Source organism: Pediococcus stilesii (assembly GCF_001437075.1).
Lineage (GTDB): Bacteria > Bacillota > Bacilli > Lactobacillales > Lactobacillaceae > Pediococcus > Pediococcus stilesii.
This window is the reverse complement of record NZ_JQBX01000001.1, coordinates 1-25945: the sequence shown is the minus strand read 5'-3', so window position 1 is coordinate 25945 and position 25945 is coordinate 1. Positions and strand designations below refer to the sequence as shown.

At 38.5% G+C, this 25945-nt stretch carries 24 protein-coding genes; 16 read left to right on the top strand and 8 right to left on the bottom strand.

What is annotated here, in order from left to right:
- Positions 1 to 19: 19 nt before the first annotated feature.
- Positions 20 to 2329: a transglycosylase domain-containing protein gene (locus IV81_RS00115; protein ID WP_057801096.1), complete on the top strand. Its 2310-nt coding sequence runs from the start codon at positions 20 to 22 to the stop codon at positions 2327 to 2329.
- 42 nt (positions 2330 to 2371) lie between these two features.
- Here the strand turns inward: IV81_RS00115 and IV81_RS00110 are convergent, their stop codons facing one another.
- From IV81_RS00110 to IV81_RS00095, 4 genes are all read right to left on the bottom strand, one after another.
- Complete coding sequence (locus IV81_RS00110; protein ID WP_057801094.1) at positions 2372 to 3067, bottom strand: DnaD domain protein; 696 nt, start codon at positions 3065 to 3067, stop codon at positions 2372 to 2374.
- A gap of 16 nt (positions 3068 to 3083) precedes the next feature.
- Positions 3084 to 4385 (bottom strand): asparagine--tRNA ligase, encoded by a 1302-nt coding sequence (gene asnS / locus IV81_RS00105; RefSeq protein WP_057801092.1) that lies wholly within the window; start codon positions 4383 to 4385, stop codon positions 3084 to 3086.
- Between the two features lie 11 nt (positions 4386 to 4396).
- Positions 4397 to 4888: a cell wall elongation regulator TseB-like domain-containing protein gene (locus IV81_RS00100; RefSeq protein WP_057801090.1), complete on the bottom strand. Its 492-nt coding sequence runs from the start codon at positions 4886 to 4888 to the stop codon at positions 4397 to 4399.
- Between the two features lie 63 nt (positions 4889 to 4951).
- Complete coding sequence (locus IV81_RS00095) at positions 4952 to 7744, bottom strand: helicase C-terminal domain-containing protein (protein WP_057801088.1); 2793 nt, start codon at positions 7742 to 7744, stop codon at positions 4952 to 4954.
- A gap of 121 nt (positions 7745 to 7865) precedes the next feature.
- On the opposite strand from IV81_RS00095, the gene mvk reads away from it, so the two are divergent.
- Genes mvk through fni form a run of 4 tightly spaced genes read left to right on the top strand, consistent with a single transcriptional unit; the run spans position 7866 to position 11882 of the window.
- Positions 7866 to 8780, top strand: a complete 915-nt coding sequence (gene mvk / locus IV81_RS00090) for a mevalonate kinase (RefSeq protein ID WP_269083922.1) — start codon at positions 7866 to 7868, stop codon at positions 8778 to 8780.
- Between the two features lie 15 nt (positions 8781 to 8795).
- The gene (gene mvaD / locus IV81_RS00085) at positions 8796 to 9782 is read left to right on the top strand and encodes a diphosphomevalonate decarboxylase (RefSeq protein ID WP_057801086.1); all 987 of its coding nucleotides are present in this window, start codon (positions 8796 to 8798) and stop codon (positions 9780 to 9782) included.
- A 13-nt stretch (positions 9783 to 9795) separates the two neighbouring features.
- Positions 9796 to 10878, top strand: a complete 1083-nt coding sequence (locus tag IV81_RS00080; protein ID WP_057801085.1) for a phosphomevalonate kinase — start codon at positions 9796 to 9798, stop codon at positions 10876 to 10878.
- Between the two features lie 8 nt (positions 10879 to 10886).
- Positions 10887 to 11882, top strand: coding sequence for a type 2 isopentenyl-diphosphate Delta-isomerase (gene fni, locus IV81_RS00075; RefSeq protein WP_057801083.1), 996 nt, complete (start codon positions 10887 to 10889; stop codon positions 11880 to 11882).
- 107 nt (positions 11883 to 11989) lie between these two features.
- Here fni and IV81_RS00070 read toward each other — a convergent pair whose 3' ends face one another.
- Positions 11990 to 13381, bottom strand: a complete 1392-nt coding sequence (locus IV81_RS00070; protein WP_057801081.1) for an RsmB/NOP family class I SAM-dependent RNA methyltransferase — start codon at positions 13379 to 13381, stop codon at positions 11990 to 11992.
- Between the two features lie 177 nt (positions 13382 to 13558).
- Here IV81_RS00070 and IV81_RS00065 point away from each other — a divergent pair, with 177 nt between their 5' ends.
- The gene (locus tag IV81_RS00065; protein ID WP_057801079.1) at positions 13559 to 14371 is read left to right on the top strand and encodes a Cof-type HAD-IIB family hydrolase; all 813 of its coding nucleotides are present in this window, start codon (positions 13559 to 13561) and stop codon (positions 14369 to 14371) included.
- A gap of 138 nt (positions 14372 to 14509) precedes the next feature.
- Here the strand turns inward: IV81_RS00065 and msrA are convergent, their stop codons facing one another.
- On the bottom strand, positions 14510 to 15349 hold the full coding sequence (gene msrA, locus IV81_RS00060; RefSeq protein ID WP_057801078.1) for a peptide-methionine (S)-S-oxide reductase MsrA: 840 nt from the start codon (positions 15347 to 15349) through the stop codon (positions 14510 to 14512).
- Between the two features lie 130 nt (positions 15350 to 15479).
- Positions 15480 to 15668, bottom strand: coding sequence for a 2-hydroxymuconate tautomerase (locus IV81_RS00055; RefSeq protein ID WP_057801076.1), 189 nt, complete (start codon positions 15666 to 15668; stop codon positions 15480 to 15482).
- Positions 15669 to 15793: 125 nt separating this feature from the next.
- Here IV81_RS00055 and IV81_RS00050 point away from each other — a divergent pair, with 125 nt between their 5' ends.
- Positions 15794 to 17215 carry a C69 family dipeptidase gene (locus IV81_RS00050; protein ID WP_057801074.1) on the top strand — a complete coding sequence of 474 codons (1422 nt, stop codon included), beginning with the start codon at positions 15794 to 15796 and terminating at the stop codon, positions 17213 to 17215.
- A 119-nt stretch (positions 17216 to 17334) separates the two neighbouring features.
- On the opposite strand, the gene IV81_RS00045 is transcribed toward IV81_RS00050, so the two are convergent.
- Complete coding sequence (locus IV81_RS00045; RefSeq protein WP_057801072.1) at positions 17335 to 17949, bottom strand: hypothetical protein; 615 nt, start codon at positions 17947 to 17949, stop codon at positions 17335 to 17337.
- 204 nt (positions 17950 to 18153) lie between these two features.
- On the opposite strand from IV81_RS00045, the gene lepA reads away from it, so the two are divergent.
- The 9 genes from lepA (at position 18154) to IV81_RS09240 (ending at position 25918) form a co-directional block, all read left to right on the top strand.
- Complete coding sequence (gene lepA, locus IV81_RS00040; protein ID WP_057801070.1) at positions 18154 to 19995, top strand: translation elongation factor 4; 1842 nt, start codon at positions 18154 to 18156, stop codon at positions 19993 to 19995.
- Positions 19996 to 20553: 558 nt separating this feature from the next.
- Positions 20554 to 20832 (top strand): helix-turn-helix domain-containing protein, encoded by a 279-nt coding sequence (locus tag IV81_RS00035; RefSeq protein ID WP_057801068.1) that lies wholly within the window; start codon positions 20554 to 20556, stop codon positions 20830 to 20832.
- A 205-nt stretch (positions 20833 to 21037) separates the two neighbouring features.
- Complete coding sequence (locus tag IV81_RS00030) at positions 21038 to 21226, top strand: hypothetical protein (protein ID WP_057801066.1); 189 nt, start codon at positions 21038 to 21040, stop codon at positions 21224 to 21226.
- 44 nt (positions 21227 to 21270) lie between these two features.
- Complete coding sequence (locus IV81_RS00025) at positions 21271 to 21723, top strand: hypothetical protein (RefSeq protein WP_057801064.1); 453 nt, start codon at positions 21271 to 21273, stop codon at positions 21721 to 21723.
- Positions 21724 to 21779: 56 nt separating this feature from the next.
- Positions 21780 to 23027 carry an NINE protein gene (locus IV81_RS09180; RefSeq protein ID WP_083484655.1) on the top strand — a complete coding sequence of 416 codons (1248 nt, stop codon included), beginning with the start codon at positions 21780 to 21782 and terminating at the stop codon, positions 23025 to 23027.
- Between the two features lie 82 nt (positions 23028 to 23109).
- Positions 23110 to 24285 (top strand): MrcB family domain-containing protein, encoded by a 1176-nt coding sequence (locus IV81_RS00015; protein WP_057801062.1) that lies wholly within the window; start codon positions 23110 to 23112, stop codon positions 24283 to 24285.
- An 80-nt stretch (positions 24286 to 24365) separates the two neighbouring features.
- Positions 24366 to 25313, top strand: coding sequence for a hypothetical protein (locus IV81_RS00010; RefSeq protein WP_057801060.1), 948 nt, complete (start codon positions 24366 to 24368; stop codon positions 25311 to 25313).
- 308 nt (positions 25314 to 25621) lie between these two features.
- The gene (locus tag IV81_RS09575) at positions 25622 to 25744 is read left to right on the top strand and encodes a hypothetical protein (RefSeq protein WP_269083921.1); all 123 of its coding nucleotides are present in this window, start codon (positions 25622 to 25624) and stop codon (positions 25742 to 25744) included.
- A gap of 33 nt (positions 25745 to 25777) precedes the next feature.
- Positions 25778 to 25918: a hypothetical protein gene (locus IV81_RS09240; protein ID WP_157059739.1), complete on the top strand. Its 141-nt coding sequence runs from the start codon at positions 25778 to 25780 to the stop codon at positions 25916 to 25918.
- Positions 25919 to 25945 lie beyond the last annotated feature (27 nt).

Sequence of the window (25945 nt, the reverse complement as noted above, 5' to 3'; positions counted from 1 at the left end):
AAAAACAAGGAGATTATTTATGGATAACAGAAATCAGAACCAAGATAGACCCATGCGAAGAACACAACATTCGCAAATGGACAAGTCCCCCAAAAAGAAAAAGTTTTCTCTATTAAAGAAAATCTTGTTGGCCGGAATTGCCCTGTTTGTGGCAATGATTGTTTTTGGCGGTGGCCTATTCATGTATTATGCTCAAAGTTCCCCTAAAATAACGGAGGCTCAACTTTCAAGCGATAATGCGACGGTGATCTATGACAAAGATGGTAAAGTTCTAACTCGTTTAGGATCACAAAATCGAGACTATGTAAAAAAGGACAAGATTCCAAAGACCTTAAAAAATGCGATTGTCTCGATTGAAGACCGGCGCTTTTACAAAAATAACGGGATTGACCCCATTCGAATTGTCGGTGCTACATTTGCAAACTTCACTGGTTCATCTTTAGGGTTACAAGGTGCAAGTACTTTAACACAACAATTAGTAAAGCTATCTGTCTTTTCAACCGACGCTTCTGATCGGACGTTGCGAGTTAAGGCCCAGGAAGCTTGGCTAGCCCTAAAGGTTGATAAACAATATAGTAAGGATCAGATCCTTGAATTTTATATTAATAAAGTTTACATGGGAAATGGCGTTTACGGGATGCAAACGGCGGCCGAGTATTACTTTGGCAAATCGTTAGACAAATTGGATCTTGCCCAATTAGCATTACTTGCTGGGATGCCACAATCCCCTACTAATTACGACCCAATTAAAAATCCGAAGTACGCTAAGTCTCGTCGAGATACCGTTCTTCAGGCCATGGTCGATAATAAGATCATTTCTTCATCTGAAGCGGCAAAGGCCCAAAAAGAGAGCGTCGAATCTGGACTTTCTGAGACACACGGAACAACTACTAATTCACCAACTAAAAACAAAATTATTGATCCGTACATTAAACAAGTGCTACAAGACCTTTCTGATAAGGGATTTGATACTAGCAAAGGTGGCCTGAAGGTTTATACCAACATGGATTATGCGGCACAGAAAAAGCTTTATAATCTAGCTAATGATGGACAAACCGTTCAGTTTACTGATGATAACCTTCAAATCGGAGCGACAATGGTGGATAATTCCAACGGAAATGTCGTAGCCATGCTTGGTGGCCGAAAAACTGGCGACGTAACTTACGGATTAAATCGGGCCGTTCAAACTGATCGTAGTTCCGGTTCAACGGCTAAACCGTTAATGGATTATGGTCCCGCTTTTGAATATCTTAAGTGGCCCACCTATCGGAAGGTTAAAGATATTGCTTTCACCTATCCAGGAACGGACACAAAACTGTACGATTTTGATCATAAGTTTAAAGGAACAATGACGGTTCGTGACGCATTAATTCAATCGCGAAACGTTCCGGCTGTTCGGACTTTGCAAGACGTTGGTATTTCAAAAGCGACTACTTTCCTAGAGGGATTGGGAATTACCAGCAAAGATGGGTACAATCTTAACAATGGTATCGGTCTTTACATTTCAACCCTTCAGGAAGCTGCAGCATATGCAGCATTTGCCAACGACGGTATTTATCATAAACCAACTTATGTAAATAAAGTCGAAACTAATGGTGGAAAAACCTATAGTTACAAGACAAAAGGCACTCGCGTAATGACAAAGGCAACCGCGTTCCTGATGACCTCCATTCTTAAAGGTGTTACGACTGACAGTAATGGATCAGGTACAGCAGCGAATATTCCAGGCTTAAATATGGCAACCAAAACTGGGACTGTTGCCTACTCAGATAAGGTTTCTAATGAATACGATATCCCAAGTACCGCATCGAGTGATTCATGGATGTCCGGTTATACCAAGGACTACTCCTTGGCCGTCTGGACCGGATATGACCACCCTAATTCGGCTACTGGATACCTGACGCAAGAACAAACTGATATTGCTCAGTACTTCTGGAAGTACATGATTTACTACATGTCGCAGTATTCTTCTAATGCTGATTGGACAATGCCATCAAGCGTTGGTAAAAAAGGCGATAATGAATACTACCAAATTGGTGAAGATTATGATGATTCCGGGACTAGTGATGAAGATGCGGCCAATAATCGAAGCACATCTTCATCTGATAAATCATCATCGTCGGACCGAAGATCATCACGTTCTTCTAGCTCTAGTCGAAGTTTCAGTAGTTCATCGAGTTTTGAATCGAGCACGGCGTCATCATCCAGTTTTGAATCAAGTAGTAGTTCCACTGCTCCTTCTAGTTCAAATGGTAATTCACAAGCGACCCCTTCCTCCTCCGACGCAGGGACAGCAACAACATCTGGTTCTAACAATACTCAGCAATAAGAAAACACCTCCAGCTATAGCGGCTGGAGGTGTTTTTTAATACTAATCTTTTTTAGTTAACTTGATGATTGGAATTTTTTTAAGTGTTTTATTTTTAGAATCCTGTTTGACGTTGGAAACTGGCCGTTTTAACGTACTATTTTCAATTTGCTGGACGGTTGATAGATTCCGCTGTTGCCAATTTAATAAAATGCGGTCCATATATTTTAAATTGTACGCTTGATTTAAAACAGCCTCTTTTAGAGCTAGACGAATAATATCCGGATCAAAATGATCATTATCAATCCATTGCGAAATTGTTTCTAACTCGATTGGTGACAACGGTCGGCCAAACTCAATTTGAATTTGATCGTAAATACTGTTTTCAGCACTTTCAGTGGTGTCTTTTTCAGTCTGTTCTACCGCGTCGTCAAATAGGGCGATTAATTTTTGATAAAATAAATCGAAATCATAGAAGTCAGTCAATTGTCCCCGACTGTCTTTTTTTTGATTAATTTCTAAAATCTTTTTATCTTGTAATGCTTGAATCGTTGAATAAAGGGTTTGGCTCGTCATACCAAGACTCTCAGCAAGCTTATCCATCTGCGGGAAACTATTTCCGCGAGACTGTTCCTTTTTAATTTGTAGATAAAGTAAAAACTCGTCATTTGTCATGCCGAGTTTTGAATAGTTATCTAATAAAAAGTTAGCAATGCTGATACTCCCATCCTTTAAAAGATTCAGAAGTAAATTTTGCATTTGAACCTCCTATTAATTATGGGTTTAATCGATTAAGTAAGCGTGGGAATGGAATTGCTTCTCGAATGTGGTCCTCACCTGTAATCCATGTAATGGCCCGTTCTAGTCCTAAACCGAAACCAGAATGTGGCACTGAACCGTACTTACGTAAATCAAGGTACCAATCATAAGCTTCGCGACTTAGGCCAGCTTCCTCAATTTTTGCCAGGAGTTTGTCATAGTCCGTTTCACGCTCTGAACCACCAATGATTTCACCATAGCCTTCAGGTGCCAGTAAATCAGCACAAATATAAACGTCCTCGCGAGTTGGATGTGGCTTCATGTAGAACGGTTTAATTGCCTTAGGGTAATTTAACACAAATACCGGTTGTTCAAACTGCTCTGCTAAGAAAGTTTCCTCAGGTGAGCCAAAATCATCGCCCCACTTTACGTCTGGGAACTGACCAGATTCCTGTAGCATTTCGATAGCTTTGTCATATGAGATTCTAGGATAAGGCAATTTTGTATATTTCTTTAAAACCTCAGGATCGCGTCCAAGCAATGATAGTTCATACTCACAGTGATCTAATACACTTTGTACCAGATAAGCAACGTAACGTTCTTGAACTTCTAAACTCTCTTCTTGGTGCATAAAAGCCATTTCCGGTTCAATCATCCAAAACTCAATTAAATGCCGTCTTGTTTTAGATTTTTCAGCACGGAAGGTTGGACCAAATGAGAAAACTTTTCCAAAGGCCATTGCCCCTGCTTCTTCATAAAGCTGTCCACTTTGCGATAAGTATGCTTCTTTATCAAAATATTCGGTCTTGAAAAGCTCAGTCGTTCCTTCTGGAGCACTACCTGTCAAAATTGGTGCATCAATTTTAATGAAGCCCTCTTGATTGAAGAATTCATAAGTTGCTCGAATGATTTCATTTCGAATCACCATCATTGCGTGCGGCTTTTTAGAACGAAGCCATAAGTGACGGTGGTCAAGTAAAAAGTCAACACCGTGTTCCTTAGGCGTAATAGGATAATCATTGCTATCGCCAATGACTTCTAGACTAGAAACTTCAATTTCGTATCCAAAGTGCGAACGTGCATCTTCATGAATCGTTCCCGTAATCACCATACTAGTTTCTTGACGTAGATGCTTAATTTCCGTAAATTTCTCTTCACCGATCTGATTTTTCAAAACGACTCCTTGGAAAAAAGCCGTTCCATCCCTAAGCTGTAAGAAAGCAATCTTACCACTTGAACGCTTGTCAGTCAGCCAAACCCCAATTTCAACTTCTTGATCGACGTAATCCTTAGCGTCAATAATACTAATTCTCTTCACAATCTTCACTCCTAATATGTAGTTATGGATTTAATTTCCTTCCCTGTCTTAAAATCAATCGTTTTGATCACTAAATTGTCTTTCTGATCAAGATAAGAAATTATCCAAACTGGTTTATCTTTAATAATACCAAATCTACTCGAAGTAATCTTCTTTAGATTTGAACTCTTTTCAATTGAACTAATCGCTTTTTGCTCATCAATTCCTGAATTCTGGTTGTAGACGGTCACTTGTTTCCCATCGTTCGTGATTACAACAAAAAGGCTCGTTCCATCCGCACTCGTTCCAGAAACAGTGTACCCAACTTCGTTATACACAAAGCGAGTCACCCGATCAATATTTTTTAAATTGGTCTTTTTCTTAGCAATTTCCGTTGCGACTTGATTATCATGTCGAATTGGCCGATTGATTTCGTTAACAATAATCATCAACGATCCAATAATAATGGCTAACCCAATACAGATAATTAGCAGAAATGGATGCTTATTTTTTTTCTCTGTCATAGATAACCCCTCAATATAACGTCAACAAAATGATTATATATCAAAAGTCAACATTAAAGAAAGCTATTCTTGCCGATTGTTAAAGAAATTGTCAATTCTTTTTCGGACCGTCTCCAGATTACCCGAATTAGCCTGCACCCCATTTGGTAACTGTCCAATAAATTGTTTACCATACTTTCGCAGTAAAATCCGATTGTCTAACATTACTACTGCGCCTGAATCATCACTATTTCGAATAACGCGTCCTAGACCCTGCTTGAAAGTTAGCAAAGCATCCGGAAGCATAAAATGGCGGAAAACATCGGGTTGTTTCTTAGCAGCAAATTGAACTAATTTATCATCCGGCGAACGAAATGGCAGTCTTGTTACGATCAAATACTCCAAACGGTCTCCTGGAAAATCAACTCCCTCCCAAAAAGAAGCTGCCCCAAGTAGAATAGCATTTTCTTCATCATTAAATTCACGAATAATCTTGGCTTTGGATCCATGAATTCCTTGCGCCAGCACCCTTCTGGTATTCGGATAATTCGATTGGCGTAAGATACTATAAACGTTTTTGATGGTTTCTAGCGAATTAAAGAGGACCAACGTTTGCCGGTTAATACCGTCCGTTAGTTGCATAATATTTTTAGCCAGAAATTCTTCGTATTCTTTATTGCCGACACCGCTATTCAAAGTGAATTGCGTTTCTAAAATCTCAAAATCAAGTTGTTTCTCAAAGTTTACTCCAGTATTAAACGAACGAACAATGGCATCTGATTTGTTTAAGCCGTATTGATCTAAAAAGTAGCTACGATTATGGCCAACAAAGAGTGTCCCGCCAATTAACAGAATTTTTTCATAAAAAGCGACAAGTTTCGATTCATAAAACTCGTTGGTATTAACAATTCCCCTTCCAATTCGAATGCTACCGGCATCATGATTAGGGCCAACCGTAATCCAATAAATATTTTTATCATGATGATCATTTATTTGACGTAACGCATCATAAAACTTCGTTAAATTACTCTGATAAGCCTTAATCTGCGCCCAATTATCTTTCACCGCATCCCCCAAATCTCGATTTTTAAAGTAGCGATCTAAAGTATCCATCTCAATAAAAGTATTAGCCAATTCTTGCGTAATCTGGTGAAACTGATCTTGGGCTAGTTGTTCAATAACCACATTATCAATTGCAATTTCGCCAGGCTGATTAGGGACTAGGCGTTGTTGATTTTTTACAACAAACTGGTCAAAGAGGCGTTGCTGAACCTTAGTAATTACTGTATTTATTTTTTCAAGGCTATTGGCGAATCGACGAATATGAAAGGCCGCCAGCGGATGATGTTCAACCGCCTGAATCAAATTATGATATCGATTCATTATCAAATGACTAACCAAGCGGTGGGTCTCCATCATCAAGTCATTTAGATCAATGTATTTTTGATTGGTACTCGTTAGGTCTTTAATGAAATGTTGCGCCTCATCAATCACAAGCAGCGGATGGTGATCCTGATTAGCAATTTTCTCACTATGGTGGGCCAAATAGATATGGTTAGTAACGATAAAATCGGCAAATTTAAGTCGTTTTTGTGCCTGTCGGTAGAAATCATTTTTAAAGAAAGCGGACTGCTCATTGAGACTTGTCCCACCTGGATGCCGCACATGATCAATAAAGTTCGAAAAACCTATGTGATGATTAATTTCATCTAGGTCGCCGTTGGTCGTTTGGGTTAACCAAACTAGAATTTTCATGGCTAACAGCCGAGACTCCTTACTCAAGTTTCTCGACTCAAGCTGTTTTAAAAATAAGTCTAAACTAAGATAATTGTTGCTCCCCTTTAAAATTGCAAATTGGACAGGCGTTTTTAAAATGGCGTTCAACTGTTGTTCTCCGACGGCTACGACCTGCGACTGCAAAATTGTGGTCGGTACGCTAATCACCACCTGGCGCTTTTGATCTCTGGCAATGTAACTCAGAGGTAAAAGATAACCAAGTGTTTTCCCCATTCCCGTGGGTGCCTCAATGACAATGCTTGACCGGGCGTCATCTTCCGTAAATTGCTGGTAAACGTAATTCATCAGTGACGCTTGAGTTTTACGCCATTCTAGCTTCTTATCGTATAACTTAACCTTGTCTTTTTTGGAATGCGGATAGCGTTCTTTCTCACGGTCAGATTGAAGGCCCGTTTGAATTCCTGCCATTTTTCTCAGCGCAATGCCGTTGACGACCGTTAAATTTGGATTTAATGACTGTGGATGTTCTTTATTATCTTCCAGTGCCAAATCAAAAAGCATCCCCGTCGAGCGCGGTAAATCATGTCCCAAATTAGTTAGCCGCTCTAAAGTCACAATCGGCAAAACTCGCAAACGTTCTTGAATTTGAATTAAAAGATGTCCAGTAGCAATCGCATCACTGTCGGCTGAATGTGGATCCAGATGTTCGATGTTTAAGTATCTGGTTAAGTCTCTTAGACGATATCCCTTGGCATACGGAAAGATAATTTGACTAAGTGAGACCGTATCGACCGCTTTGAGCTCCAATTCTGGATAACCACTTCGGATTAATTCCTGATTTAAGAAAGGAAAGTCAAAATCCACGTTATGCGCAACAAAGACGGTATTCGCTAAACGAGCATAAACTTCTCCCGCAATATCGCTAAATTTAGGAGCGTTTTTTACATCGTCATCGCTAATGCCCGTTAGTTTGGTAATGGCGTCTGGGATCGGCTGTTGCGGATTGACTTTACTTTGGAAAGTATCAACAACTTCTCCATTCTCCACAAAAGCACAGCCAATCTGGATGATTCGATTTTCGCCTTGATAATTCGTGCCAGTTGTTTCTAAATCAACAACGGCGTACCTTAATTTCTTCATTTTTATATCTCCACTTTTACTCTACATCTTAATTTTACCAAATGTTTACCATCTCTACATAGAACAATCGTTGCATTTAGGGTATCATTTACTTTGGACAAAAAGGAGTTGCGTTGTAAAAGTGATCTATAAAACAAGTAATGCTAAAATTATTCTAATGGGCGAGCATAGCGTTGTTTATAATCAACCAGCCATCGCCCTCCCCATTTCGAATATAAAAACTGGAGTAACCATCCAGGATATTCAAGGCGGTATTCAGATCAGAAGCCGCTATTTTAACGGCTTCTTAGAGGATATTCATAGTAATCTTTTAGGTATCAAAACGTTAATCAAACAAACATTAACGGTACTCGGTCAGCCGAATACCGGTCTTTTAATTACTATTGAAAGTGAGATACCTTCTGAAAGAGGCATGGGTTCTTCCGCAGCGACCGCCGTTGCATTAGTCCGTGCTTTGTTTGCATTTTTTGATCGACCATTAAGTCGCAATACATTGTTAAAAATGGTCGATATCTCAGAAAAAATTATTCACGGAAATCCTAGTGGCTTAGATTCAGCAACCGCTAGTTCTAACACCCCAATCTGGTTCAAACGTGACGGAACAATCAAAGCATTGCCAATTAATGTCAATGCATACCTAGTAATTGGGGATTCTGGAATTAAAGGAAAAACCAGTGAAGCCGTGGAAATCGTTAAAAATAAAATACAATTTGGCACGGATGGTGGACTTTTAATTAAAAACTTGGGAAAATTGACTAGTCAAACGGCTGCTGCCTTACGCGAAAATGATGTTTCAAGTCTAGGAGCCGCCATGAATGAAGCTCATCAAAATTTACGGCAATTAGGTGTTAGTCACCCTGCCGTCGAAAAACTGATTCAAATTGCTAATGCCTCCGGAGCATTGGGCAGTAAGTTAACCGGTGGTGGCTTAGGTGGTTGCATCATTGCACTTACGGCGGATGAATCAACTGCCAAGCAGGTTAGCCAAAATCTGATTGATGGCGGAGCCACGGCGACTTGGATCGAAAAACTTTAGGAGTAGATTTTTATTTTGAAAAATGAAAAGAAGGGTTTTGCTAGAGCCCACACCAATATTGCATTAATTAAATATTGGGGAAAAGCTAACAATGAATTAATTCTGCCTGCTAATGACAGTATTTCATTAACTTTAGATAAATTTTATTCGGATACTTATGTGACCTTTTCAGACGATTTGACCGAAAATAGTTTCTTTTTAAACCAAATACCAATGCCGAAAAAAAGTATGAAACGTATTAACCATTTAATCGATTTCACTAAACGGCAATATAACTATTCTGGATTTGCCAAGATCCAATCATATAATCATGTACCAACTTCGGCTGGTTTGGCATCTTCAGCATCTGGGATGGCGGCACTTGCTGGCGCGGTTGTTTCCGCATTGGATAGTACCGCTGATTTAACCAATATTTCAAGAATCGCACGTCTAGGCTCTGGGTCCGCTTCCCGTTCAATCTTTGGCGGTGTGGTCCATTGGCACCGCGGCCACGATCATGAAAGTTCCTTTGCAGAACAGATCGTTTCTGAAAAAGAAATTGATTTAAATATGATTACCGTGGTGGTCGATCGGCATCAAAAAAAAGTTAAAAGCACCCATGGCATGGCTCAAACCGTTGCAACGTCACCCTTTTATTCAACGTGGGTTGACGAAGCAAACCGTGCAATTCCTGAAATGATTACCGCAGTTCAAAACAATGATTTTACTAAAATCGGTGAACTAGCTGAACACAGTGCCGCAATGATGCACGCGACGACACTATCGGCGAACCCGGCTTTTACCTACTTCGCACCTGAAACAATCAAGGCCGTTCGGTTGGTCCACCAAATGCGGTCCACTGGAATTGAATGTTACTTTACCATTGATGCGGGTCCTAACGTGAAGGTCCTGTGTCGAACTCAAGATATTACCCGGGTCCACAACTTTCTAGCGCACGAATTTAACGAACAGCAGCTAGTGGTTGCCCGTCCTGGTAGCGGAATTAAATTTACAAAGAATTAAGAGGGATTTTAGATTGATTAAAGAAAAAGCTCCCGGTAAATTGTACATTGCCGGTGAATATGCAGTCGTTGAACCTGGCAATAGCGCAATTATTGTTGCGGTAAATCAGTTTGTTACAGCAAGTATTGAGGCAAGTGATTTGCCGGTTGGAAATATCATCTCCAAGCAGTATCAAAACAACGTTCTTTCATGGCGACGACGCGGTAGCGAATTAGTTGTTGATAATCGTGATAATCCCTATCATTACATCTTGTCAGCCATCTCTATCATTGAAGAACTAGCCATTTTAATGGATCGCAAACTTAAAACGTTTAATTTGTATATTAACAGCGATTTAGACAGTAGTGATGGAAAAAAATACGGATTAGGTAGTTCGGCGGCCGTAACGGTGGCTACAATTAAAGCCGTGGCTAAGTTCTACAATATTCAACTAACCAAAGAATTACTATTCAAGTTGGCTTCGATTGCCCATTTAGATGTCCAAGGAAATGGTTCACTGGGTGATATTGCTGCTAGTGTTTATGGTGGTTGGATTGCATATCAATCTTTTAACCGTGACTGGCTCAACAGCATGCGTCGAACTAAGGACTTAGAGGATATTTTAAGAACCCCCTGGCCACAGTTAAAGATTGAACTTTTAACGTTACCATCCGATTTAAAACTGCTAATTGGCTGGACGGGGTCCCCAGCGTCAACGTCAGACCTAGTCGACCAAGTAGCAACCACTAGTTATCAAGAGACCGATAGTTATCATGAATTTTTAAATAAAAGTGCCGCATGTTTAAGGCGAATGATTGTCGGTTTTCATGAAGCTGATAGTTCAATAATCAAGCACGAAATTTCAAATAATCGGCGCTTGTTACAAGAATTGAGCCTTTTTAGTGGCGTACAAATTGAAACGGACGCTCTTTCTCGTTTTTGCGATATCGCTGAAAAGTTTGACGGCGCAGCAAAATCGTCCGGTGCAGGTGGTGGCGATTGCGGAATCGTCATCATGCAAAATGCCAATACGCCGGAGAAAATGATTAACGAATGGCGGAAAAATGATATTCAACCCCTTAATCTTGATATTCATCACGTGACTGAAATTAATTAGGAGTTCCTATGAAAAATATACATTCACATCGTAAAGATGAGCACGTTTCATTAGCTGAAAAATTCTATCAGGACACCGCGCATGCCGGATTTGATCAGGTTCAGTTATTCCCGGATGCTTTACCAGAACTAAGCGTTGAGGCCATTGATCTTTCCACTAGTTTAGCTGGAAGCATCATCCCGTTTCCCTTCTTTATCCAGGCGATGACTGGTGGGAGTTCCTATACTGGTAAATTAAATGCCCGCTTAGCTCATCTAGCAAAGCAAACCGGGTTAGCCATGGCCGTTGGTTCCCAGTCGGTTGCTATTAAATATCCAGAATTAGCCGACTCCTTTAAAATTGTTCGAGAAGTTAATCCAAACGGGATGATCTTAGCTAACATAGGAGCGGATTCCAGTGTTCAAAGCGCTCAAACAGCGGTCCAGATGATCGATGCTAATGCCTTGCAGTTACACATTAATGTGGCGCAAGAGCTTGTTATGCCCGAAGGTGATCGTCAATTTAATTACTTAGACCAGATTAAGGCGATCGTTTCCGCCTTGGATGTTCCGGTGATTGTTAAATCGGTTGGCGGTGGCATGAGCTCTAGGGACGTTCAAAAGTTAAAGAATTGTGGAGTTGAGTTTGTTGACGTTGGTGGTAAGGGCGGTACCAACTTCATCCAGATTGAAAATGCTCGCCGGCACCAAAAGGACTTCGATTTTATGACTGATCTTGGTCTAACCACCGTCGATTCTTTACGTGCCGTTCAGAATTGTGGCCTGTCGGTTACGGCCACCGGAGGCATTCGCAGTGCTGCTGACGTTATCAAAAGTTTAGCACTAGGGGCTGATAACGTCGGAATTGCCGGATACTTCCTTCACAATTTATTACATTTAAGTGACGCAGAAATGATTGAACTGGTTGAACAAATGAAATATCATTTACGCGCTTTAATGGTGCTGACTGGAACGCAAAACATTCGCGACCTTTCCGATCAGAACTTATATCAATCAAAACTATAAAATAAATCAGCACAGCGACCCATACTAAAAAAGTCGAGGCAAAATCAAATTTTGTCCCGACTTTTTTGTTGCAATCAACTTAAATTAAATCAATTGACGTTTAATATTTAAAAATTAAGGCGTAATCCTTTTGGATAGAAGTTTTTAATGGTACCCTGACTTAATTTTCCTGGGCCAACAACCGTATTATCAACTGCCACAGCGACCCAACCTTTGTAAGACAAATTGGTGGTCAAAACATCACCATGAACATATTTTGACCAATCCTCTTCAGCAATTGGCGCTAATTGTTTAAAATCGGTCGTCTTAAGGGCCATTAGTAGACTCTGATTAGGTTCAAACCGATTCTTTTTAAAAGTCCCAAGTTCTAAACCGGGCTTAATGTAACGTAACCCACTTAAATCAACTGGGATGGTTTGATAATATAAATGGTCTTTTTGAACAATCAAGTGTTTTTCTTCAAAATAGTCCGGATTCTTTAAAAAGTTTGCCGCAAAATCTTGCCAAAGTTGCAATTGCGCTTTACTAAGCGAGTCTGTCGGCACTTTTTTGGCCTTTTTCTTGTTCTTTTTTGAAAGTTTTACTGGCCTTTCCGCGGGAACATCATCAATAGCATTATTGATCAGTTTAGCCATAAAATGCCCCTCGCCCCTAAAGTGATGCGGAAATAAGCGAACCGCTTTGCTTAATTCTGGATTTCCATCGGCCCAATCTGGACGTCCATCATCCATGCTATCCGTTTTCGTAACCGTTCCCATTGAGAGTGTTGGATATTGATCCAAAAGCCAGGCAATAATTTGCTCGTCTTCCTCTGGCGCAAAAGTACATGTTGAATATACCAAAGTACCATTAGGTGCCAGCATCTGCATTGCACTTTTTAGGATTTCTCTTTGACGATTCGCACATTCAGCCGGATAATCGATGTTCCAATAGTTAATCGCATTCGGATCTTTTCGGAACATCCCCTCCCCTGAACAAGGTGCATCAACAACGATCACGTCAAAATACTTTTCAAAACGGCTTTCCATTCGGTCCGGAGACTCATTTAGCACAATTGCATTTTGAATCCCAAAGCGTTCCACATTCTCAGCAAGTATTTTGGCTCGGCCACGATTGATTTCGTTTGAAACAAGAAGCCCTTCTTGATCCATAAAACTCGCCAGATACGTCGTTTTACCGCCGGGAGCGGCGCACAGATCTAAAACCTTTTGCCCCGGTTTAGGCCGTGCAATTTCGCCAACCAACATGGCACTGGGTTCTTGACTATATACAAGGCCACTTTGATGATCGATCGATTTTCCATTCACTTTGCCGTAATAGCCCCACTGGGAGTAATCAATGGGATGTGCTGTATCATGCTCGTGTAACTGGCCTTGATATTTAAGCGGATTGATTCGAAACCCCTTTTCAACGGGCTGATCAAAGCTTGCCAAAAATTCTGCGGCCTCGTTACCTAACAACTGCTTATATTTATTAATAAATTCTACTGGTAATTGCATCTCTAACTCTTTTCTTAGTATTTATTCGATCTTCTAATTTACTGCACTAATTATACAGAAATTTGATTTAAACGACCACTTTTCAAGCATCAAGGAGGCTACTTCTGGGTCAGGCTTTCATTTTTAATGGTTGTGCTTTAGAATGGTTTAATAGTAATTTATTAAAGGAGCGATCTTATGAAGCAAAAATTAATCACTCTGGATTTAGATGGAACAACATTAAATTCAAGCAGTCAACTCTCACCAAAAACAATTAAAACAATTAAAAATGCCACCAAAGCTGGTCACATCGTTTCGATTGCGACCGGCCGTCCATACCGCATGGCTCGTGATATTTATGATGAATTAAGTCTAAAAACACCCATGGCCAATTTTAACGGTGCATTAATGCACGTTCCCCATCAAAAATGGGATGGAGAATACTCCCGGACAATCAATAAAGCGGTTGTTTACGATCTATTAAAGCACAAGGATGAATATAATATCCAACTCCTAGCCGTCGAAAGTAAGTACGCCTTTTTAGCGGATCACGCGGCGCCAGCATCTTTTGATTTCTTCCCACATGAAATCCTTGAAGAGCAAATTCTAACCGAGAAGACGCTACGAAGAAATCCGACGTCAATTACACTTTTAGTTGAACCCCATAGTGCTCAACTTGTTAAAAACCAACTTCTTCACCATTATGGTGAATACATTTCGGTCGGTGTTTGGGGCGGTCCACAAAGTGTGCTCGAAATTGTATCTAAGGGGATTCAAAAGGCTAAGGCCGTGGCTTATCTGGCTAATTACTACAATATTGATCGTCAAGATATCATTGCTTTTGGGGATGAACATAACGATGCCGAAATGCTCGATTATGTTGGACGCGGAGTTGCCATGAAAAATGCCACTGCGCAGATTAAAAATATTGCAAATGATATTACAGAATATGACAATGCTGAAGACGGCGTTGCTAACTATCTAAACGACTATCTTAAACTGGCTGAATAAAGCTAATCTTAAATGATAACGATTAACGCTAGTCGCACTATAACAAAAGTTCAGATCAAAATGATTTTGCTGGTCAATCTGGCCACACTGGGCACAATCGTTTTAATCTGAACTTTTTAATTATCTTGTTGGATTATTTTATCTGATGATATTCAATTGCTTTAGAATCGCTCTCAGTCGTCCTTTTAATCTTAAATAACGTAAAAAGAGTTTACGTTCTCGTTCCAAGCCTTTATATCGCTTCGGATTTTTCTTATAAAACTCCTGATGAAAATTTTCGGCGGGCCAAAAAGTAGTTGCTGCTTTAATTTTAGTCATAATTGGCCGGCCATAAAAGTCTGATTCAATTAATTTCATTTTTGAATCGGTGGCAATTTGACGCTGTTGTGAATTATAGACAAAAATAATCGGCTGATAGTTGTTTCCGCGATCATTAAACTGCCCACCGGCGTCAGTTGGATCCGTCAATTGCCAATAAAGTTCCACTAGCTCTTTATACGAAATGACACGTTTGTCAAAGATGATTTCCACGGCTTCAACATGCCCAGTATACTGTCCTACGACCTGATCATACGATGGATTAGCGACCTCTCCTCCAGTGTACCCTGAAAAAACAGCAATAATTCCCGGCCTTTTTTCAAAGGGCTCAACCATGCACCAAAAACAGCCACCCGCAAAAATTGCGCGTTCCTGATTTGGCGCATCTTTCGCGTAATGGCGACTTAGATCAAGGGGGTCCGCACTTGATTTGTTACCAACTAGCTGATGATAAAAGTCCGTGACATCGGGAGTCAAATTGTTTCTTAAAGCTAGCGGCCTAAATTTAACTTCCAAATCTGCTAGTGCACGGTCAAACGATTTTTCTGCGGCTACTTCATCGATCACTTCGCGTAGTTGGGCACGCTCCCAGTCGCGAGTATGCGGATTTAAAATCAAATTATAAACTTTGCTTTCGATTTCAGTCTGATTTTCGCCCATAAAATCCCTTCCTTTTAAGAAAATTCTACTTGAAAAGTGAATTAACGCCAACTGAAATGAATTTATGTCGTAAATTATAAAAGGGATGTGACAACACTAGCTTGTCACACCCCTCTTTAAATAAATTTAATTATTTTTCATCGCTTTTTAAAACACCAGCAACGGCGTAGTTATTTTTCTTCATTTCGTTTAAAACAACGTGCACGTGTTCAGCAGGTGCTCCCGTGTTCTTTACAACAGCTGCGGTTACATCTTTAACCAAGCCGCGAAGTTGCTCGTCGTTTCGACCCTCAACAAGATCAATATGAATAAGTGGCATTTTTGTTTCCTCCAGTTTATTATTCTAATGTTGCTAGTCTATATTCTCACGAATCGCAAATAATTCAAAGTACTTTCGATATGCTAAAATTAGGGTAAATAAAAATTTGGAAGAAGGTCCTTAAAATCGATAATTATTATTCCGCTTGTACCAGTTTTCTTGCAGGAAAATTGGCGACGGCTGACGGCTCCACCATTATTGCTCGAAATGAAGATGCTAAATCCGCATGGCCAAAGTATTTTACAGTTCATCCCCACGAAGAACATGATGACCAATTAACCTTTAAATCAACTGACAATGGCTTTACCATGCCCCTCCCTAAGATCAGTGGCAAATATACAGCCACTCCAGAATGGACAAAGGAATTTGGTCTTTTTGAAGAAGATGGAATTAATGAATTCGGTGTGGCAATGAGCGCTACTGAAAGTGCATACACAAATGAACGCGTTCTTGGATTTGATCCATTGGTTGAGGATGGAATTGGCGAAGAAGCGATGGTCACCGTTACCTTGCCTTATATCAATTCCGCACGAATGGGTGTGAAATATCTAGGAGAACTCGTTGAACGCTATGGAACCAATGAAACTAACGGTATTCTCTTTTCGGATCAAGAAGAGGTTTGGTATATGGAAACCGCTGGTGGACATCAATGGGTTGCCCAGCGCATTCCGGATGATTCATACGCCGTTGTTTCCAATCAACTCTCCATTGAAGAAATTGATTTTTCAGATGAAGATAGCTTTATGTATAAAGCCGACATTCAAGAATTTGTAGAAAATAATCATTTAAACCCTAATCCTGCAACGTTTAATTTTCGAAAAATCTTTGGGTTAAATGATCTTTCTGATGAATATTATAATACCCCACGTGTCTGGGAAGGCCAACGGATTTTGAATCCAGAAATCAAACAAAGCCCTGTCAGTCATGAGCTACCGTTTATCCGTAAGGCTAGTCGTTTGATTCAAATTGAAGATGTTCAGCGAATTTTGAGTTCACATTATGAAGGCACACCGTATAATCCAGTTGGAACCGGAAGTGAAAGTGAAAAGCATCGTTTCCGTCCAATTAGCCTCCCCGCTACTCAAGAATCTCATATTCTACAAATCAAACCAGATTTACCAATCGAAATTGGTGGAATTCATTGGTTAGCCATGGGCGTCGCGGCTCAAAGTGTCTACGTGCCATTCTTTGCCGGATTAACTCAAACTCCTGAGATGTACCACCACGGATCAAAAACCTACTCGACCGATTCAGCTTATTGGGTTTTCAAATTAGCAAGCGTATTAACCGATGGTCACTATGAACACTTCATCAAAGATTTAAATACAACCCGTTCGAAGGTGAATATTCAGATTCAAAATAAACTTCACGAATATCAAAAACGCGCTTTAGTTTCAAAGGATGATCAACTTGATCAACTTTTAAATCAAGCTGGAGAAGAAATTAGTGGTCTGGCCATTAAGGAATTCCAAAGTTTAGCTGCAAACCTGATTACTCGTTCTACTGATCTATCCCCTCTTTTCTATCAACACAACGAGGAACTCTAGATCGTCATCGGATCAAAAAACCAGCACCTGCATTACCCCATTTATTAAAGATTTAGTTCGTCGAACCTAAACTTTAAAAATGTTGGGATCAAGGTGTTGGTTTTTAAATTTAATGTAAATTAATGTCGACGACGGCTACCATGTTTACCGTCTGATTTTTGAAATAAGTTTAGCCGTGTTGCTTTAGAACGGGTATCACTTGGTTGAGATCGATGTTGCGGGCGTCGCTTTTTCCAATAAAAATACCCTGCGGCTACTAATACAATGATTACGAATAAGATCCAAAATCCACCATGGCTATTTTTGTATTCGATATCTGACTTGGAGGAAGTAGATTCAACGGTCGTAATCACCTTACTTTTTTTGGCCTTAACCGCTTTTGAACCGGAAATTGACTTTCTTTCCGAGCTCGAATCATCTACGGTACCATCATCAGAGTTAACATCGTCATTATTTTCTGTCGTATTATCGCCCGTTTGATTCGAAGCCGCTCCATTATTATAGTAATAATAGGTACGCGTACTAGTGCGTGTTTCCGTTTGTTTTTGAGATGATGCTTCAGGCTTTTTTGAACTAGCCTCTGGTTTTGAGGAATCCGTACTTGATGGTTTAGATTCAACCGCATTTGTATTTGAACTCTGGCTGGTAGCCTGATTGTTGTTGGATGAATTATTTTTTGAATTACCAGTGGCGCTAGATTGCGAACCACCGGACTGATAATCTTTTTCAGCCATAATTTAACGCCTTTCAATAAATTTATAAATAGTTTTTTAATTTAACCATTCTATTCTAGCATATTTTGGTCCATCCCTACCTTTAACCATCAGAATTTTATTTTTCAAATCATTAACTCAGCTTGATGATGAAGGTAAATTTAAGTTTTATCGGTGGGTCTGATATAATCTAGTACAGTGACTACTTATGAAGAGGATATTATTATGAACGAATATAAAGATTTAAAAGACCGTCAAGCCCACATTCGAAATTTTTCGATTGTGGCGCACATTGACCATGGAAAATCGACGCTTGCCGACCGAATTCTGGAATTAACGGATACGGTCGCGAAGCGCGATATGCAAAATCAATTATTAGATACGATGGATTTGGAGCGCGAACGTGGAATTACTATTAAGTTGAACGCCGTTGAATTGCATTACACCGCAAATGACGGCGAAAAGTACATTTTCCATTTAATCGATACGCCAGGACACGTTGATTTTTCTTATGAAGTTTCACGAAGTCTCGCTGCGTGTGAAGGTGCCGTCCTTGTTGTGGATGCCGCTCAAGGAGTTGAAGCTCAAACGTTGGCCAACGTTTATTTGGCAATTGACGACGATTTAGAGATTGTTCCGGTAATCAATAAAATTGACCTACCTGCTGCCGACCCCGAACGTGTAAAAAGCGAAATTGAAAATGTCATTGGACTCGATGCTGACGATGCCATAATGGCTAGTGCTAAACAAGGGATTGGAATTCCGGAACTTTTGGAACAAATTGTGCACAAAATACCGGCCCCTGATGGTGATTTGGATGCTCCCCTCCAAGCTTTGATTTTTGATTCCAAATACGATGACTATCGCGGAGTTGTGTTAAGTGTCCGGCTATTTGAGGGCGTCGTTAAGCCTGGAGACAAAATCAAATTGATGAATAGTGGTTCCGTTTATGAAGTAAATGAAGTCGGCGTTAACTCGCCGGATCCATTGAAACGAGATTTCTTAATGGCTGGTGACGTTGGTTACATTACGGCCAGCATTAAAGACATTAAAGATACGCGAGTTGGTGATACGGTAACTTTAGTAAATAACCCCGCTGATAAACCACTCGAAGGCTATCGTGAGATGAATCCAATGGTTTACTCAGGTCTATACCCCACTGATAATGCTAAGTATAACGATTTACGTGAAGCCTTAGAAAAATTACAGTTGAATGATGCCGCGCTTGAGTTTGAGCCCGAATCTTCCCAAGCGCTGGGGTTTGGTTTCCGTTGTGGTTTCTTAGGTTTGCTACACATGGACATTGTTCAAGAACGACTAGAACGTGAATTTAACTTAGATCTTATTACTACTGCCCCATCCGTTACGTACCATGTTGAAATGACCGATGGCACTGAAAAAATTGTTGAAAATCCTTCGGAAATGCCAGATGCATCCAGCATTAAGAGCATTAAGGAACCTTACGTAAATGCTAGTATCATGGTTCCCAATGAATATGTTGGCGCCGTAATGGAATTATCACAATATCGTCGTGGAATCTTTGATACGATGGATTACATTGACGAAAATCGAGTAAATGTTAAATATGCACTACCACTTTCAGAAATTATTTTTGATTTCTTCGATAAATTAAAATCAAGTACACGTGGATATGCCTCACTCGATTACGAACTTGGAGAATACAAAGTTAGCGATCTAGTCAAAATCGATATTCTACTGAACGGTGAACGGGTGGATGCCTTGAGCTTCATTTCTCATCGCGATTTCGCACAGCAACGTGGCAATGAAATTACTGCCAGCTTAAAAGAAATCATCCCTCGCCGTAACTTTGAAATTCCAGTACAGGCTGCAATCGGGAATAAAATCATTGCCCGTACCAATATTAGAGCTTACCGTAAGGACGTTACTTCCAAAATTCATACCGGTGATCCTGACCGTCGTGCTAAGCTGCTTGATAAACAAAAACGTGGTAAAAAACGAATGAAAGCCGTTGGCAAAGTCGAAGTCCCTCAAGAAGCATTCATGACCGTTTTGAAGACAGATACTGAGGGTAAGGGTGGTAAATAGGGATTTTTGATTTAGAAAAAATGCCATAAATGTAAAATTTCCTCCCTTTTTCCTCCCTAATTTAATTTTTACCGTTTTTGGGAGGAAACCAGATAGCTTAGATGCTTAATTAATCACTCATTTATTGAGTGATTTTTTTGTACCAAAAATTCCCCTATCTTTCGATGGAGGTCTTAATTGCTTCCTAATTTATGTTAGGACATTAATACTTGCTTGAACCATTAATACTAATTATATATAACTCTAGTAATCTCATTTACCATGTTTACAGAAATAGCTAACTTCAATCGTACAGATACAGTATTTAATCGAACCCGGAATGTAGCGCAATGCTTTTGGTGCTCTTTAAACCTTTTTCGACTACTAATGTTTTTATCATTTTTATTTATACTCGATTTGTATTACAATAACATAGAATATGTTCTCTTTATGACGTAGACTTTCTTATATTACCAATACAAATTTTGTGTAGTGCTATACAAATAAAGATTAGAGGCAGTTTATGTTTTCGAAGAGAGTGAAGTAATTACGAAAAGAAAAAAGATAACTCAATAAAATGTGGTCGCTGCAAAGACGACATACGCTTCACATGAGCAAGGCAAAAGAACTCCTAATACGAAAATGCAAAATAAAATTGCTGATTACTTTTCTGTTACGTTAGATTACCTTCATGCCGGGGATGATTCACCTAGATGGGATGATCAATACGATACTTATGATTTAAAAAATTTTCTTTATGGTGATGCTGACTCTTCCACATATGGTGAGAACAATTTAACCGAAGACGAAAAACAAAAGTTACGTATTGCGATGGCTCAAATGTACCTTCTTCGATAATCGAGAGTAATAAGGCCGCAGCTGGAATAACCGATAAAATACCGGTAGTGATACTGATTTAGATCACTCAACTGATGAAAATAAGGATTATCAAGGTGTTGTCGGTATTGAGTATAGTTTTACAGCTAAAAGAGATTCCACCCTATATGATGATCAATCCACGTTACGTACAAGTGACGGTCAAGAAGCCCTTTCCGCTATTGATATGCCAGCAAACGTTGAAAAAAATATTGGAGATATAAATTCGGGTGTTTCAAAAGATGGTGAAGCATTCTTCTTTATTCCCACCTATTCAAAACTTTCTTCGATACGTTGGAAATTTGATGCGGAAGACATTGCAAATAATGATGCTGACCTCAAGAAGTTTGATATAACGATACCACTTGAAAAGTAGTAAACAATTAATTTTAGTATATGAATTTTTTGGAGGAGTAAATTATGAAACGTTTTTATACTTTGCTGGCAACGGCTTCATCACTATTTATTTTAACTGCGTGTGGGAGTGACCACAAAGATAGTCAAGCAGTATCTCATTCTTCGAGTAGCAAATCTGTGGCAAAGAAGGTTTCAAAGAAATCTGTTAATTATGATAAAAAAGCTGAAACTATTTTTGAAAATGATCTCGGCGGTACTGATGAGTATCCTTTGATTGGACATATTGAGGTAAATCATTCTGGAGATGATATTACTGGGGTTAGTGTCTGGGGTGATGAATCTTTGACTACTGCTTCCCCATCAGATTTAAAGCATTACTTTTCGGCCGGTGCCCAAATCGGAAGTCGTCTTCTAAATAAAGATTACAAGGTTCCGTTTATTCAAGTCTACGCCGGTAATAAAAAAGTTGCTCGTTCTGAATATGGCAACAATAGTCAAATGAAAGATTTAAGATAAGTACTTGTCTAAATACCGAAGACATTAAAAGCTGTATATTTTGGAGGGGTTTTTAAATGATTAAAACGACTGATGTATATTTATTGAAATTATTAGATAACAATGACGACCTAAGCGATTCAAAAAAAGAAACGCTTTTATACTTATGGAATATTGATTTTGATAAATCATTAAATAAACTTTTCGAAAACAGGCTTATTTCAAAATCAAATGAGCCTAAGTTCACTCTCCCAAAATTAAAAATTCCTGAAATAAAAGAAATTTTACGGAAACATTCTCTAAAATTATCGGGTAACAAATCAACGTTGATAGAACGTCTTCTGGAAGAGGTAACACCTTCAGAATTAAAAAAAGATGTTTCATTGTTTGTCTATAAACCTACCAAGCAAGGATGTCAAATTATTGACGAAAAAAAGAACATAATTTTCATCATTGAAAATCACTTATTAAACGGCATGCCAGCAAATGTTTCTCTTTCTGTTATTGAAAGTTTTGCTTCAAAAAATAATATTAATGATCCTGTAGAATTGTATGTTCGCTTCGGAGATTCGGTAATTTCTGAAATGTATAATACGAATGACCTATGGGCGCCTATGGGTGTGGCGGCTTCAATTTCAAATTTCCTAATTAAACAACACAATTACGAATTATCTTTATACTATGCTGTTCTTTCAGTTTACATATCTTTAAATAATTTCGTTTTCAATCCATACACCAACGATCTTGTTGGACCTTTTGAAGCAAGCCTTATCCAAAGATCTTGTGATTTAACTGAAGCGCCAAATAATACCATTGAAAAAATAGCAGACGTAATTATAGAAAAGTTTCCTTTAAAAAACGTCGATATGCTTAGTGAAGAGAAAGTTAAGCAAGCTATACTTGCCTATGCATACAAGGACACTTTTAAAATAGAACAACTAAACAAGCGATATCAAAGAGATCCATCTCCAAGTAACTTTATGTTCACTGAAAGCGACATATCGGATGAAACAATAAACCAAAATGATGTATCGATGTACCAAGCAGAAACACCTCAAACCGACGATCACGAATCGTCCATAGAAAATATCCCAGTTGACTATGGTAATACTTCTTGTGTAAATCAAAAGAGTCTCACTATTACATATATACTGTGCATCTTTTTAGGTATTTTTGGAGCTCACCGCTATTATGTAGGTAAAATACCTAGCGCCGTGGTCATGACTTTAATTACGCTTCTAACTTTTGGATTTGGAGTTTTCGTTACTGTTATTTGGGAAATAATAGATTTATTCTTAATTCCTTCATGGATTGATGAAATATAAATACCATCCCCACTTTGGCGACAAGCTGCGGTTCGATTCCGCTTGTGGGAATAACAAAAAGTAATTTAGAAGGTGCAAACTCATGGATGACGTACTTACACTAAAAGATATTCTACTGGACGTTTCTAAAAATTATTTAGATCAGAAAAAAGAAAAGTTTGGAGGTAACTCCTGGAAAAATGTTCTTACCCAAAAACCACAAATTGTCTCCGACTTGACTAATACAAAATTGCACATCAATGGTTCTGTTGGGCAAGGTCGTTGGGCAACTATTCCTTGGATCGTGTTACGTGACCCTGCTATTAGCGTTAGTACCGAACAGGGATTTGATTTGGTATATCTTTTTTCTGCCGATATGAAAGAAATATATTTATCTTTAAATCAAGGATGGTCCTATTTTAAAGAAAGAATTTCACCTTTAGTTAAAGCAAAACAGTCTATAGAGCAAGTATCATCCTACTTAAGGTCACAGCTTGATACATATGGTAGAAATGATTTGTTACCAGATATTGATTTACAACATGGAGAGAAATTTAATACTGACTTACCTGAAGGATATGAAAGAGGTAGTATTTGGGCAATAAAATATGAGTGTGCATCCTTACCTTCTAACGATGTTTTAAAATCCGATCTTGAGTACATGTTGCTGCTAGAGAATTCACTGAAAAAATTTATAATTAAAAACTACTCGGAAAATGGTGCATTGAATCTCAACTTTATTGATAATTTAATTACTGATTCGGCTGGACATGCAATTGATCTAAAACAAATTGCTATTCCCATTCCTTCTTCAGACTCTTCTACCAGAAAGTCTACCCAAAATCTAAAAAAAATTGATTTTGAAAAAAAGCATAGCAAAAACACAAAAATAGGATTACTTGGTGAAAAATGGGTCTTTCAGCAAGAAATCGATCGCCTAACCAAATTAGGCAGAGATGATTTAGCAAATAAAGTAACCATTAAATCGGAAATTTCCGATATATATCATTACGATATCTTATCTTACGACGAGTTTGGTAATGAAATTTATATTGAGGTTAAAACTACTACCTCTAAATTGGATACTACCTTCTACATCTCTAAGTCTGAATTAGAGTTTGGACGTAAAAATCAACAAAACTACGAAATTTGGCGACTTTTAAATTTTGATGAAACCAAACTTTCAGCAGAATACTACGTATTAAAGGGTGATCCTACCATCACCATCAATGCTGAACCGGTTACTTATTCTTGTACCCCAAACATTAAGGATAAATAAACATCTCTCCCACTCCGGTGACAAGCTGCGGTTCGATTCCGCTCGTGGGAATTAAAAAATAATTGAATGGAGATGTATTTATGGTAAATACAATCGGTTCTAACGAATTTGTTACTAAATTTAGACAAAAAGTTGCTGAAATAATAAATGCTAGTGATATATCTGAAAATAATGCCCACTTGCTTACAATTAACTCTAAACACTTTAATTTTTATAAAGTCACTTATCCAGAACCCGGATTTTCATATTTAGCTAATTTTTATTTTTCGGAAAAGATTGAAGAACAAAACGATCATTATATTGAATTAAATGTTGATGAATCAATTTCGAATGATCTTAACTTGCCCATGTCACTTAATCCACTTAAAACTCTAAATTACTTTTTCGCAAAAAAATATATTACTGTTGATATATTATCGGAAAACATCATACCAGATTCTATCACAGTTGCATCCTCACCAGAAAATTACGCTTTTACTTGGATAAAGAAAGAATATACGAGTATCAATTCAAAGTTATCTAGTGAACAATTCGAATTGATCAAATTTAATACAAATTTACTTAACAGATCTAAATTTGAATTTGAGGATATTGTAGAAAAGGTCGCTGATGAACAATTTACAAACTATTTAGAACAATGTATTGGCGCTTATAATAAAGGATGGTTTTATGCTGCTTCTTGTTCAATAGCTCCTCTAATCGAAACTTTATTATATAAAATGGCAACAAACTACGAAGATAAACCTTTTAAAGACAAGGCTTTAACTCACGGCGATTATACAGAGAAATTAAAACATTTTAATAAAAAGACAAAAGATTATCCTGAAAATCAGCGCATTCATTTTGACCATTTCGAGGAGATTTCCTTGATAAGAAACTACTTGACTAGAAATGCCGTTTCGCACTATTCAACAGGCTTTGCGAACGAAGAATTAGTAAATAGTTTATTTATGTCATTAAAAGATGTTTATGATCGGTACTATTTACCATCTTATAACTTCAAACAAGCTCATCTTGAATCGAACTAATTAATTTTTCTTCTAGAACTTCTGGACTATCATAATACTTATTACCTTCAAAATCGGTAGTATACTGCTCACCTTACTATCTCGGTAAATTATGTCTGTTTTAAGATTGGAGTACTTAGTTAAAATATCAAATAGCATATCTGCCTGATCTACTGATAAACTAATGTTCATAATTTTTCCTTTCCTGTAATTATTATTTGCATTCATTTTATTAGAAGCGCTCTTAAATATACATCTCCCACTCCGGCGATTTAATACAGTTCGACTCTGTATGTGGGAATTAACCAAATATATTGGAGGTAATATTAATGGAAAAATATGAATTTGAGGAATATTTAGAATCGAACTCTAATGTAAAGGAATCATTCTTGGAAAAGGCACTAGAGTATCAACAACAAAAGAATAAAGATCGTGCAGTTGCAAAGCGTTGACGAGATGGTCGGGTTGAACATGAAGCAGAACAGATGTGGCAACAATTCTTCGATGGCACCTATGAAACGGTTCGAAATGCTGGTAAGAAAAATCATAACTGGGTTGAATTTTTAGAAACAAATGAAGTCCTCGATAACCTTGAAATTAGTGTTGCAGAGATGACTTTCGAATAATTAGGGCTGTCCGTCAATTGGTGTGAT